Origin of the sequence: Paenibacillus terricola (assembly GCF_014779765.1) — a bacterium.
GTDB lineage: Bacteria > Bacillota > Bacilli > Paenibacillales > Paenibacillaceae > Paenibacillus_T > Paenibacillus_T terricola.
Window position 1 is genome coordinate 1 of the sequence record NZ_JACXZA010000002.1, and the last position, 12,505, is coordinate 12,505.

Genomic DNA, 12,505 nt, shown 5'->3' on the forward strand with positions numbered 1-12,505 from the left:
CCTCCAAGATGAGATTTCCCAATTCGTAAGATCCCTGGAAGACGACCAGGTTGATAGGCTCGAGGTGGAAGCGCAGCAATGCGTGCAGCTGACGAGTACTAATCGATCGAGGGCTTATCCTAAGCGTTTTGGCGAATGCCAAAATCGCAACTTCGAAAGCAATACCTAAGCTAAAGTTTCAACATTCGCATCCAGTTTTGAAGGTGTAACCTTCAAGGGTTTCTAGAATGACTTGTTCTAGCAGCCAAAAGAGACTGATCAGCACCGAGAAGGTTGAATTGGATCGAAGGAGGAGCAACGGAGTGTAGGCAAACCCTACATGAGTAGCGGACTTCGAGAGCCGGTTCAAGATTCGACGTCGAGTAAACTTCCTGAGTTTGCTTCGTGATCATCAGTCGACTATGCCGGTGTAGCTCAGTTGGTAGAGCAACTGACTTGTAATCAGTAGGTCGTGGGTTCGACTCCTATCGCCGGCACCATTTTTCTAAAGAAGTTTTGAAGGTGTAACCTTTAAGTTGACCAAAAGAGACCAATCAGCACCGAGAAGGTTGAATTGGATCGAAGAAGGAGCAACGGAGTGTAGGCAAACCCTACATGAGTAGCGGACTTCGAGAGCCGGTTCAAGATTCGACGCCGAGTAAGCCTCTTGAGATACTTCGTGATCATTGGTCGCAACTATGCCGGTGTAGCTCAGTTGGTAGAGCAACTGACTTGTAATCAGTAGGTCGTGGGTTCGACTCCTATCGCCGGCACCATTTTCTAAACGAACATCCCGTTCTAAGACTTAACGTCTTGGGTCGGGATTTTTTTGTTGTTCACATCGTACTGTTAATTCCATTAAATATATGTTAGAGTTTTTATATACAAATTATGGAAGGAGAGTTGTTCTTTATGGGGATAGTGTTCATTCTGCTTGTTATTATTGGCATTGTGATACTGATCAAGCCTTCAATCCTATGGCAGGTAACGGAGAGCTGGAAATCGGATGGTGCTGAAAGACCTTCGGATTTATATAAACTATCAACTCGTTTCGGTGGGATCATGATGTCGATAGCAGGGCTGAGCGGAGTTGTAGCGATATGGTTTCTATAATGGAAAGGTTGGGGCGATGCTGGTGACTGAATGTTTAGGATGTAGAATCGCAAATGGAAGGGTACCGAACCTGTATATTATTTATGATGACGAACTAATCACCTGTGTGCTCGATATCGCTCCATTTAATGAAAGGCATACATTAATTCTACCTAAGAAGCACTTTTTGGATGTTGAGGAATTAGATACCGAGACGGCCTATGCTGTAATGGATGCCTCAAAGAAACTGTCTACTGTATTAAAACAACTGTTCAAGCCGGACGGCATTACGATTTGTCAAAATGGCGGTAACTTCAATGACCTGACGCACTACCATATGCACCTGATCCCTAGATACGAAGGAGACGGGTTTACTTGGAGTGAACCGCTGCATCCACATGGCGCGGATCTGCGACTAGGTCAAACGAAAGAAAAGATAGTGCAAGTGCTGCATCATAAATAGAAGAAGTACAGAGGATGCGGAAGCGATAGACGCTGCCGCATTTTTGTCTATGTTCCAATGTTAACCCTTATTCGATCAGTAATATCTATCATATTGCAGAAGGCCTGTACATACTTATAGAAGAGATAGTGTTAACACAACAATTCTCTAATATAAGGTGGTAGACGAGAATGGCCAAATCGAATCGCGGTCGGTCCGTTTGGAAGATGGAGAACAGATCGAGAGGCATCTGTCCGATATGTCGCGCAACAAGAGTTAAATTGCTGTATACCAAGAACAAATCGGACCGGACTCAAATCAAGGTTTGCAAAAAATGCTCCAATGCGGATGCCGGCAAGATTGAAGCGGCCATCGATACGAGCAAGGTCGCATATCGCCGGAAGCATCGGAGAGCTTTTGATCTTCAGTATAATAGCGGCAAATAAATAGCTTTCCGAAGCCAGTCTACGAGAGAGACTGGTTTCTTTCTGTTTCCTGCAGCAAGTATGCTGTATACTAGAATTACTTTAAGCGATAAGGGGAGAACTGCGAATGAAGCTCGTGGATCATGCTGCAACGAAGCGTAATGTAATCGCATTCACATTTGATGACGGACCCGATCCCATCTATACACCTCAAATTTTGTCGTTGTTCCGTGAAGTAGGCGGTCGAGCAACCTTCTATATGATTGGCAGCCAGGTTGAAGCAAACCCGGATATTGCTCGAATGGTTCTGTCGGAAGGGCATGAGCTGGGCAATCATACGTATACGCATCCGAATCTAACGGAGCTGGATTCTTCAGCTATTATAAGTGAGCTTACGCGTACGGATCAGATCATCAAGCATGAGACGGGAGCTGTCGTACGAACATTCCGTCCGCCATACCTAGCGCATGACGAGAAGGTGGATGAAACAATCGCTGAACATTTCGGATACCCGTCGATCGGTGCGATGAACTTAAATTCGAACGACTGGAGCGATCCAGGTGTCGAGCATATCGTGGCGGAGTCGCAGGATTATATTTGTCCCGGTAATATACTGATTTTCCATGATGGCGGGAGTGACCGATCGCAGACGGTAGAGGCTGTCCGGCAGCTTATCCATATGGCGGCAGATCGCGGTTATCAGATGATTACGGTCAGCGAGTTGCTCCAGTTGGCGGCATGTGAGGCATAATGGAATCCCCCAAGAGTCAGTTTGACCGGCGAGAGATATTTGGCAGCAATCCGGCGAGATTTATTTTTGGCGGACATTTTAACGAGAACGATCATTATCAAATGACACGGGAAACGGGAATGAATGACTGTCTGCTCGCCTGCACATTAGGCGGGGAAGGTATTTCCGAACACCTTAACTTAGATATGAGAAGGGATGAACTGCCCCAATGATACTTAATTGTGTTGAAACAACCAAACGAGTTGTCGCATTTACGTTCGACGATGGTCCTGACGTCAACTATACGCCGCAAATTCTGGACCTGTTCAGAGAGATCGGCGGCAAAGCTACCTTCTTCATGATTGGAAATCAAGTGAAAGCTAATCCGGAGCTTGCTAGGAGAGCGCTCGCCGAAGGCCATGAGATCGGTAATCATACGAATACACATCCGAATTTGACGGATCTTTCCCCAGATGAGGTTATACGAGAGCTGTCGATCGCCGCTCAAAATATTAAAGAGGTAACAGGCATTGAGGTCCGCACATTCCGTCCGCCCTATTTTGGCTATAACGAAACGGTTCATTCTATTGTTACGGACAAGTTCGGTTATCCTGCAATCGGTGCTATGAATATGAATGCGACCGATTGGAGTAACCCGGGAGTCGAGCATATTGTAGAGCATTCAGTTGATCATCTATCGGCAGGAAGCATTCTTATCTTTCATGACGGTTGGGGGGACCGCTCGCAGACGGTAGAGGCAGTCCGCCAACTTATCCATATGGCAGCAGATCGTGGATATCAGATGGTTACAGTTAGCGAGCTGCTCCAATTGGCGGCATGTGAGGTGTAATGCAACCACCCATGAATCAGTTTGACCGGCCAGAGCAATATGGCAGCAAGCCAGTGGGATCGATTTTTGGCGGACATTTCAATGAGAACGATCATTATCAAATGACACGGGCAACGGGCATGGATGATTGGCTGCTCGCCTACACATTAGACGGAGAAGGTTATTTCCGGACGCCTGCAGGAGAGAAACAGGTTGGCGAAGGTACGCTGTCGCTTCTTCGTGCAGGTGTACCGCACACCTATGGTACAGTGGCAGGCCATAGCTGGAATTTCATGTGGGTGCATTGTCATCGGATTCCTGAATTCCGCTATTTGCCGCAGGAAGAGGTGCTTGTTCACTCGCTTCCTGAAGGAGAGCTTAGGGACCGCGTGCATCAAGCATTCCGAAGCATGCTCCACGACTCAAGAGAACGAAGCAGCTATTGGGAGCAGCTGTGCAGCAATGCCCTGCAGGAGATTATTCTGCTTATTGCTAGACGGACAGATCGTGTGCTCGATCCTCGGATCGAACAGACGCTGCAGCATTTGTCCAGCCATATGATAGAACCGCTGCGAATCGATGAATTGGCAACTGCTGTTAACTTATCGGCCTCGCGGTTGTCACATTTGTTCAAGGAGCAGACAGGTACGACGATGATTGAACATTTGAACCGTATGCGGATTGAACAGGCAGCGTTGCTGCTCAAGCACTCCGGACGTAATGCGACCGAAGCTGCGCTTGATGTTGGATTTAATAACTACAACCATTTTGCAGAGCTGTTCCGGCGGCATTATGGGGTTAGTCCTAGCAAATATGAGTCGCATTTTTAGCACCGGCCGTTTATCGGTCGGTTTTTTTGTTTCAAAAAATGGAAGATTATATTAATATAGATTAATATCATTTCACGGTTATTTCGTACGGAAGGAGCATTGAACAATATAATGGGCAATTGGCTGATTTCAGCATTACTGCGTACGTTGTTCCACTCAGCTCCAACCATTCAATTAACGGAAGAGGAGCGTCGCTCGTTTGACCGTCTTTACGAGGAGGGATGCGCGAGACCGGATCGGACGATTCAATATGAACTAAGCGCACCGAAATACAAGTTTCTCGCTCATATCGCGCAGACGCGAGGCGTTATTTTTCATGGCTCCAACAATACGGAGATCGATCAGTTCGAACCACGTCGGCAGACGTTGTTCAACAATGAGCTTGTCACAGCAGTGTTCGGGACGACGGATCCAATCTGGCCAATCTTCTATGCCGTGTTCCGGCGAGCGGCGCTGATCGGCAACTTCCGTAATGGAGCGGTATCAGCAGGCGGGCGCGGGAAGGTGTACCATTTCTATTCGCTGACGAAAGCGACGAAGCTCAATGATCCATGGACGAACGGAACCGTCTATCTGCTGCCGCCGAGTCAGTTTAAGCCATCTGTATCGAGCGGGGGCGTATCCTTCGACGAATGGACGAACGAGATGCTTGTTGAGCCCATTGCGAAGCTGCCAGTCGAGCCGGACGATTTTCCATTCCGCGATAAAGTAGGAACGCATCTAGCGAGTGAGTCTCTTGGACGAACATGGCTTTTGTACAAAATACGATCGTGGAGGTAGCAGATGCACTTCTCTGTAGACCATATAGAATCGGAATTAGAGACTCAGCTTAAACAAATTATTCATCGTCATACAGGCATTATGCGCGATCTTAGGCTAGTTCGCTCCCACGGGCTTCCAGATTGGTACATCGCTGCTGGCTACATTCGAAGCGCTGTGTGGGACGAACTTCACGGTTTCGAACCTCGTGATCGACATGATGATATTGACGTCATATACTACGATCCATCCGATTGCTCTGAAGCTGTAGAGAAAGAGCTCGAACAAGCATTGAAGCAGCAGACGGGAAATCCCAAATGGTCGGTCAAAAATCAAGCACGCATGCACATTCGCAATGGCGATGCGCCTTATGAATCATCAGCGGATGCGATGAGCTTATGGCCGGAGACGGCAACGGGTATCGGGGTTCGATTGGATGATGAAGCCGAACTGCAGATTGCTGCTCCGTACGGACTTGATGATCTATTCAATATGGTGCTTCGCCGAAGTCCCCGATTCGAGAATCGCGAGTATTATCTGCAGCGTATGCGCACGAAACAGTGGCACCTTAGCTGGCCTAAGCTTCAAGTAATCGAAGACTGAACATTGTGAAGGAGGCCGAAACCTCAATGGAGCCAATCATTCGGAAGATTCAAGCGCGTGAACTAGAAGATTTGCTTCAATTATATAACGATCTGCACAAGCACGATGTGCCGCTGGAGCGTGGAGCGAGGCTTAACGAACAATGGGAGAGAATGCTGGCTAACCCGGGTTTGGAGATTTGGGTCGTTGAGTCAGAAGGCAAGCTGGCCGCTTCCTGCACGCTTGTGATCGTTGACAATTTGACTCGGGGCGGAAGACCGTATGCCCTGATCGAAAACGTTGTAACGCGATCAGATGAACGGCGGCGCGGCTTCGGTCATGCGGTTCTCCGACAAGCGATCGAATCAGCTCGTTTGCAAGGGTGTTACAAGGTGATGCTGATGACTGGCTCGAAGAGTGAAGAGGTTCTTCGATTTTATGAAGGTGCCGGCTTCGTGAAAGGAGTGAAGACCGGTTTTATCGTTAATCTCGATTAGCCATCGTACATAGCAAAAGGAACCAATGCGATCACGAAGCTTACCTAAGGAGCGGAGAAGACGATGCCTGCGTTAGTGGAAAGCAACATTATCGGCGTCATGGTATATGTGAAGCAATTGAAGGAAGCAAGCGATTGGTACTGCAGCAAGCTGGGCTTTGAGCTTGGCGCATATGAAGAAGACGATTTCGCAGAGCTTATGATTGACGATAGCTATGTCATGCACCTGTTTCGCGACGATAATTGCATGCCTTATGCTAGAGCCGCCTTCACCTTCAGTACAGATAATATCGCGTATACACATGGGGTATTGAAACGAAGAGGTGTCCAGGTGGAGCCGATTCTGACCTATAGCGACGACCATCAATCCTTCGTCTTCCGTGATTGTGAAGGAAACGCGCTGATGGTTTCACAATTCTAGAACGGTCTACGTTTCTTCATTTGCACAATGAAATCTTTTATCTGAGATTAAGGAAGGTGTTTCTATTATGCGTTACAATCATATTCTATTCGACTTGGATGGTACGCTTACCGATCCTGGTGTTGGCATTACGAAGTCGGTTCAGTATGCGCTCCGTAAGTTCGGCATCGAGGAGGACTGCGATGCTTTAAAGTCGTTCATAGGTCCTCCGCTGCAGGTTTCGTTCCGTGAGAGATACGGCTTCTCCGAGGAACAGGTAACGGAGGCGATTGCCTATTACCGAGAGTACTTCAGCGAACATGGTATCTTTGAGAACGATCTGTATCCTTCCATGAAAGAGTCGTTAGAAACGTTGATAGAGGCAGGCTGCACGCTGCATGTTGCTACGTCGAAGCCGACTGTTTTCGCCGAGCGAATTCTCCATCACTTTGATATTAACTCATGCTTTAAATCAGTGGCTGGAAGTTTCTTGGATGGCACACGGTCGGATAAATCCGAAATTATTGCGCATGTTCTGCAAGATCAGGGGATTGCTGCAGTAGACGCAATTATGATCGGAGACCGCAAGCATGACCTCATCGGCGCTTCGAATAATCAGGTTGCATCGATTGGTGTTGCATATGGATATGGGTCATTGGAGGAGCTAACTGCCTGCGAACCCACTACTATAGTGAACGACGTGCGAGAATTGGTCGAATGGCTTGTTAAGCCAACGAGTAAGCTTGTCCCGCAGAGATGAAAGTTTGAGAAGCAGAAGGGAGCTCCAGCTATGCAGCGTGTAATAGCCATTAGTGACATCCACGGATGTGTGGATGAGATGAATGAACTGCTGGCCAGAATGAAATATGCGCCTACTCGTGACCGGCTTATTCTGCTCGGGGATTATGTTGACCGTGGGCCGGACTCGCGTGGTACAGTAAAGCGTGTCATGGAGCTTGTTCGTGATGGTGCGATCGCATTGCGAGGCAATCATGATCAGCGTCTCGTTGATCTTGCAGAAGTTGGCGATGCCCAGACGATTCATAAGTTTCTTACACACGGCGGTCTTGCAACGGCGTCCAGCTACTTAGGGGAAACAATTGATCTGTCAGAGTGGATTGCCGGACAAGATGTTTGTCTGCATAATATCGAACGGCTTCGCCAACTGCTGAATGGCGAGTTCGCGGATCATATCGCTTTCCTGAGGGAACTGCCATTGTTCGCGGAGGACGAACGTCATCTCTACGTGCACGCTGGTATTCATCCTGACTATCGGGACAACTGGAAATCGCAGCCAGACCATGAATTCATGTATGTGAAAGAAGCATTCTGGCGCAAACCGACAGGGTTGGATCGTAAAGTTCTGTTCGGTCATACAAGAGCAGTTGAGCTGCACGGTGTACCATCTGTCTGGTTCTCCAGCGATAAAATAGGAATCGATGGCGGCTGCGCTTACGGCCAGCAATTGAATGGAATTGAAATATCAAATAGCGGTTATGCGGTCTGGAATGTTCCTTCTTATCGTCAACAGATGTAGACTCTACAGCGTTGTCACAATTCTTTAGCAAAAATTTATCCGTCTCTGCCTGCTTGATCGTTTAGACTGAAATTAATAGGTATTTATACCTGTTGGACAGTTAAGCTATCACAGGTGAATTGGAAGGGCGGAACAGCGTCATGAATTATACGGAGCGGTTAATGAATACTGCCAGACAGTATATCGCTTCTAACAAACAAACGGATTGGGTGTTCGCTTATGCTGGCGGTTCTGTTGGCAGAGGCGATGCTGACGCTTATAGCAACCTGAATCTATATGTCGTAGTATCTTCAACCGATTTTGAATCAATCGATTCGAACGTATTATATGACGGAGTTATTATTCGTCTTCATATTCGCGCTTGGGAAGGCAGCTGTGTCCTGCGTTCGCAGCCGTGGCGCAACCGATTTCTCAGCGAAGCGCGTATTGTTTACGATCCTTATGGTGCTTTCGAGACGTTGAGGCCTGCTGTAATTGATTATTTCGCAAGCGTTGAGGGACGCAGCAAAATGCTTATGCAATCGCAAGAGCAGGTGCAGCTATATTTGAAATGTTTGGACAGTTGTATCCGGACCGACGATCAGTTTGGCGCATCATTAGCCGCACAGGCGGCATGGCTTACAGCTGCGTCCAGTTTAGCGTGGATGCGCCATTCTTGTTGTTCGGGCAGTAACATGCTGTCCATTATGCAAGTAGAAGAGCCAGAAACCTATTCAGCGTTCCGAAATATTTGTTCGCAGGAGAATGCAGTGCCTATCGATGGTTCATTGATGTCAATGGCGCATTATCGGCACTTTCTGCGCGAACAGAATGGTTCAATTAGTAGGCTTGAGCCGATTCTGGACACGCAGATTGCCCGTAAAGCAGAGCGGATGCTTGTAACAGGCCGTGGCGAAGTACATACGGTTCAATGGATGCTGCGCAGGGAAGCGTTGAGTTGCTACATGGCGACAGGCGGCACATTCCGTATGTTTAGGGAACATTATCATCAAACGCCATTTGCAATTCAGCATCACTTGGACCAGCTTGGATTTAGCGCATACCCTTCAAGGCAGATATCGGAATTGCTCCGTCAGGTCGAGTGGCTCACCGATCAAGCGAAGAGAGCGGCTGAACTTGCTGCTCATGAGATTAGTTAGGAGAGTGGATTCATTGGAAAATGTAACCGAAAGCAAACGTCGTCCTAAGAAGTGGACGAAGGAGCTTCGTGAATGGCTGACAGCCATAGTTGTAGCTGTCGTCTTATCATTATTAATTCAGAACTATGCTTTTGCTCAAGTGCAAGTGTTCAATATATCGATGCAGAACACGCTGGTTGAAGGACAACGTCTATTCGAAGACAAGCTTTCTTACCATCTTACCGTACCGAAAAGGGGCGAAATCGTAATTATTAACAGCAAGGAAGAGCATCGGAACCTGGTTAAGCGCGTTATTGGGCTGCCAGGTGAGACGATCGACTTCCGCGATGGATCCGTCTACATCAACGATGTGAAGCTTGATGAGACGTATGCGAAGGGGCAGACCTTCCCGAACAACTTCAAAACTCCTTATGTTGTTCCTGAAGATCATGTGTTCGTGCTTGGGGATAATCGGGAGCACAGTGAAGATAGCCGTGTGTTCGGCGCCGTGAGCTATTCCGATATTGATGGCCGCGTATTGTTCCGCGTATGGCCGCTGAACAAATTTGGTTCGATCTAATAGGCGGACACGTTAGTGCCGTCGCATTTGCGCAATAAATTAGGTTAATAGGAGGGGCTATGCATCGGAACTCGATTCCGATGCATGGCTCCTTTTTAAGTTAAATCTGCATAATGACTGAATGGAAGGGCATCCTGTCGACGTGCCACTATATGCAAAATTGCTGTAAATGGGCCGATTTGTCGAAACAATCGTATACCCTTGCCCCAGTAAAACATGATACACTAAGGACACGGCTACAGTGCGAAGCCGCCGGTGTTCACCATTTCTGATTGCAAGGAGGAGTGCGCCTTGGATAACTGCTCGATCATTGCGAAGCCCGCAATTCATTTGGTTGGAATGAGCTATTGCGGACCCTACTCGACGTTTCCGGATGAATCGATCCGCTTGCAGGGCGAATTTCTCGCTCGGAGACATGAACTGAACGGGGCGGAACTATCCTCCGCATTGTACAGTCCTTATTTTGGCAACGAAGTGTTCGCCACCTACTGGGCGTGTTATGAAGTGAATCATTTGAAACATGTTCCGCCAGGCATGGTGCAATTCACGATTCCAGAGCGCAAGTATGCGATGGTCACCTGTACGAACAAGCGAATCGGAGAGGGCTACGATCAGCTGACTTCATGGATGACGGAGCATAAGCTCAATAAGCAGGACACGGCCGTGTCGCTCGAAATTTTTTACCTCGACGAGCATTTGGAAGAAGTAACGGTCGATTTATTAATTCCGTTAGCCGAAGGTTCGAATAACGAATAAAGGTCTTGGTATTGTCGTATGAACGCAAAATCGTTTTTCACCCACCCGCTCGGCATTGTCGCCGGCTCTGTCGGCGCAACGCTGCTGTGGGGGAGTGCTTATCCAACACTTAAACGCAGCTATGAGGAACTCGGTATCGATGGAACGGATTGGTTTGAACAGCTGTTGTTCGCCGGTTATCGTTTCACGCTTGCCGGATTGCTCATTTTTTTATTTATGGTTGTGATTAAAGAACCGCTCAAGTATAGAGCAGGGTCGACTCGGGCGGTTCTATCGCTTGCACTTGTGCAGACCGTTCTGCAGTACATGTTCTTCTACACGGGATTGTCACACAGCTCAGGCGTATTCGGTGCAGTTATTTCTGGAACGATCACATTCTTTTCTATTATTTTTGTACATTTCGCAGACCGAAATGATCGTATTAACCGTCGTAAAGCCGGCGGCCTATTGCTTGGACTTGCGGGCCTGCTGCTGCTGGCTATCCCTAAAGGGATAGAGCTTGGCTGGCATAATGCTTTCGGACAGGGTGAACTCTTATTACTTGGAGCGGCGCTCTTTGCCGGTTATGGCAACTTATTATCGAAGCAGTCAGTATCGAAGTTTCCAGTTGCTTATGTGAATGGATACCAGATGGTGATTGGCGGCCTTGCCCTCATCGTCATCGGTGGAGTCGTGGAAGGTTTCGCACCGTTTCATTGGACGACTCCTGCTATCATTCTGCTGTTTTATTCTGCCCTTATTTCATCAGCAGGCTTCGTTGTGTGGAATTATGTCATGAAATATAATTCGGTAGGTTCGACAGCTTCGTTCTTGTTCCTCACGCCAGTATTTGGCGTTATCATGTCGGCTATCTTCCTCCGAGAAGAAGTCGGCTTTGCGGTCATCGCTTCGTTGACGGCTGTATGCTGCGGTATCGTGCTCGTGAACCGGAAGGCGAAAGCTGATAAGGCTAAACCTGCAGCGTCGAAGTCAGTGGCCGCACGGTAATGTGCATCGTACGAACAGACTGATGGTGGTGTAGATGCTTCGAATCAAGGGGGAATATGAATGAGTTCTCATGCTTTTTCAATCCAACAACCAGGAAGTACGGTTCCGATCTGGACTGTCGATGCATTCACGGCAACGCCCTTCAGCGGTAATCCCGCTGCCGTGTGCTTATTGGACGTCCAGCCGTTGCGGGAATGGATGCAGAAGGTAGCAGCAGAGATGAATTTATCGGAGACGGCTTTCCTTCGTCCACTCGAAGACGGGATGTATGAATTGAGATGGTTTACACCTCGCGTTGAGGTCGATCTCTGTGGTCATGCAACGCTTGCTGCGGCCCATATTCTATATGAGACTGGCCGTATAGGTGAACAAGAAACAGCTCGATTCGAGACGAAGAGCGGCGTGATAACGGCATGCCGTTCAGGCGGCGGTATTAAGCTGGACTTTCCTTCGGAGCCAGTAAGTCCCTTCTCGCCCCCTGATGAGCTGATCGAAGCATTGGGTTTCATCCCCCGATTCACCGGAAGCAATCGACTCGACTACTTGGTTGAGGCCGATGATGAGGCAACCGTCAGAGGATTGAAGCCTGATATGGTACTGCTGCGAGCGCTAAACACCAGAGGCGTTATTGTGACGAGCCGATCGAGCGCGACGAGCAGCTATGATTTTGTATCGCGGGCATTCTTCCCTGCAATCGGGGTTGACGAGGATCCGGTTACAGGATCTGCCCATTGTGCGCTCGCACCTTACTGGGCGAAGCGGCTGCGCAAAGATGAGCTCCGAGCGTATCAGGCTTCTGCACGTGGTGGCAGCCTGACCGTTCGGCTGGAAGAAGACCGAGTCATATTGATCGGGCAGGCGATTACGGTCCTTTCCGGACGGCTTTTCGCTACGTGAGAACCGGAAGTCACAGCTTTATCCAAGATTCGACGCTGAATATACTTCTTGTGGTACATCGTGATC

Annotated in this window: 17 protein-coding genes, 2 tRNA genes and 1 rRNA gene; all 20 read left to right on the forward strand. The window is 48.3% G+C overall.

Annotated elements, in window-relative coordinates:
• Positions 1-122: ribosomal RNA gene (locus tag H8B09_RS07175) — 23S ribosomal RNA — on the forward strand; the annotation flags it as partial.
• A gap of 281 nt (positions 123-403) precedes the next feature.
• A tRNA-Thr gene (locus H8B09_RS07180) sits at positions 404-479 on the forward strand.
• Positions 480-679: 200 nt separating this feature from the next.
• Positions 680-755, forward strand: a tRNA-Thr gene (locus H8B09_RS07185).
• A 136-nt stretch (positions 756-891) separates the two neighbouring features.
• Positions 892-1,092 carry a DUF6199 family natural product biosynthesis protein gene (locus tag H8B09_RS07190; RefSeq protein ID WP_191202852.1) on the forward strand — a complete coding sequence of 67 codons (201 nt, stop codon included), beginning with the start codon at positions 892-894 and terminating at the stop codon, positions 1,090-1,092.
• 16 nt (positions 1,093-1,108) lie between these two features.
• A complete protein-coding gene (locus H8B09_RS07195) occupies positions 1,109-1,534 on the forward strand; it encodes an HIT family protein (protein WP_191202853.1) in 426 nt (141 codons plus the stop codon).
• Positions 1,535-1,704: 170 nt separating this feature from the next.
• Positions 1,705-1,959 carry a hypothetical protein gene (locus tag H8B09_RS07200; RefSeq protein ID WP_318152557.1) on the forward strand — a complete coding sequence of 85 codons (255 nt, stop codon included), beginning with the start codon at positions 1,705-1,707 and terminating at the stop codon, positions 1,957-1,959.
• 106 nt (positions 1,960-2,065) lie between these two features.
• Positions 2,066-2,689, forward strand: coding sequence for a polysaccharide deacetylase family protein (locus H8B09_RS07205; RefSeq protein WP_191202854.1), 624 nt, complete (start codon positions 2,066-2,068; stop codon positions 2,687-2,689).
• Positions 2,690-2,897: 208 nt separating this feature from the next.
• Positions 2,898-3,518, forward strand: a complete 621-nt coding sequence (locus H8B09_RS07210) for a polysaccharide deacetylase family protein (RefSeq protein ID WP_191202855.1) — start codon at positions 2,898-2,900, stop codon at positions 3,516-3,518.
• Positions 3,519-3,529: 11 nt separating this feature from the next.
• Positions 3,530-4,327: a helix-turn-helix domain-containing protein gene (locus tag H8B09_RS07215; RefSeq protein WP_191202856.1), complete on the forward strand. Its 798-nt coding sequence runs from the start codon at positions 3,530-3,532 to the stop codon at positions 4,325-4,327.
• 111 nt (positions 4,328-4,438) lie between these two features.
• Positions 4,439-5,107, forward strand: coding sequence for a hypothetical protein (locus H8B09_RS07220; RefSeq protein ID WP_191202857.1), 669 nt, complete (start codon positions 4,439-4,441; stop codon positions 5,105-5,107).
• A 3-nt stretch (positions 5,108-5,110) separates the two neighbouring features.
• On the forward strand, positions 5,111-5,689 hold the full coding sequence (locus H8B09_RS07225; protein ID WP_191202858.1) for a nucleotidyltransferase family protein: 579 nt from the start codon (positions 5,111-5,113) through the stop codon (positions 5,687-5,689).
• Between the two features lie 26 nt (positions 5,690-5,715).
• On the forward strand, positions 5,716-6,165 hold the full coding sequence (locus tag H8B09_RS07230) for a GNAT family N-acetyltransferase (protein ID WP_191202859.1): 450 nt from the start codon (positions 5,716-5,718) through the stop codon (positions 6,163-6,165).
• A gap of 63 nt (positions 6,166-6,228) precedes the next feature.
• Positions 6,229-6,585: a VOC family protein gene (locus tag H8B09_RS07235; protein WP_191202860.1), complete on the forward strand. Its 357-nt coding sequence runs from the start codon at positions 6,229-6,231 to the stop codon at positions 6,583-6,585.
• A gap of 67 nt (positions 6,586-6,652) precedes the next feature.
• Positions 6,653-7,324: an HAD family hydrolase gene (locus H8B09_RS07240; RefSeq protein ID WP_191202861.1), complete on the forward strand. Its 672-nt coding sequence runs from the start codon at positions 6,653-6,655 to the stop codon at positions 7,322-7,324.
• A 30-nt stretch (positions 7,325-7,354) separates the two neighbouring features.
• A complete protein-coding gene (locus tag H8B09_RS07245; RefSeq protein WP_191202862.1) occupies positions 7,355-8,101 on the forward strand; it encodes a metallophosphoesterase family protein in 747 nt (248 codons plus the stop codon).
• A 140-nt stretch (positions 8,102-8,241) separates the two neighbouring features.
• Complete coding sequence (locus H8B09_RS07250) at positions 8,242-9,240, forward strand: hypothetical protein (RefSeq protein WP_224753386.1); 999 nt, start codon at positions 8,242-8,244, stop codon at positions 9,238-9,240.
• Between the two features lie 13 nt (positions 9,241-9,253).
• Positions 9,254-9,799 carry a signal peptidase I gene (gene lepB / locus H8B09_RS07255; RefSeq protein ID WP_224753387.1) on the forward strand — a complete coding sequence of 182 codons (546 nt, stop codon included), beginning with the start codon at positions 9,254-9,256 and terminating at the stop codon, positions 9,797-9,799.
• A 291-nt stretch (positions 9,800-10,090) separates the two neighbouring features.
• The gene (locus H8B09_RS07260; protein ID WP_191202865.1) at positions 10,091-10,555 is read left to right on the forward strand and encodes a GyrI-like domain-containing protein; all 465 of its coding nucleotides are present in this window, start codon (positions 10,091-10,093) and stop codon (positions 10,553-10,555) included.
• 18 nt (positions 10,556-10,573) lie between these two features.
• Positions 10,574-11,542 (forward strand): DMT family transporter, encoded by a 969-nt coding sequence (locus H8B09_RS07265; protein ID WP_191202866.1) that lies wholly within the window; start codon positions 10,574-10,576, stop codon positions 11,540-11,542.
• 60 nt (positions 11,543-11,602) lie between these two features.
• Entirely contained in the window at positions 11,603-12,439 is an 837-nt protein-coding gene (locus H8B09_RS07270) for a PhzF family phenazine biosynthesis protein (RefSeq protein ID WP_191202867.1), read from the forward strand.
• The last annotated feature ends 66 nt before the right edge of the window (positions 12,440-12,505 follow it).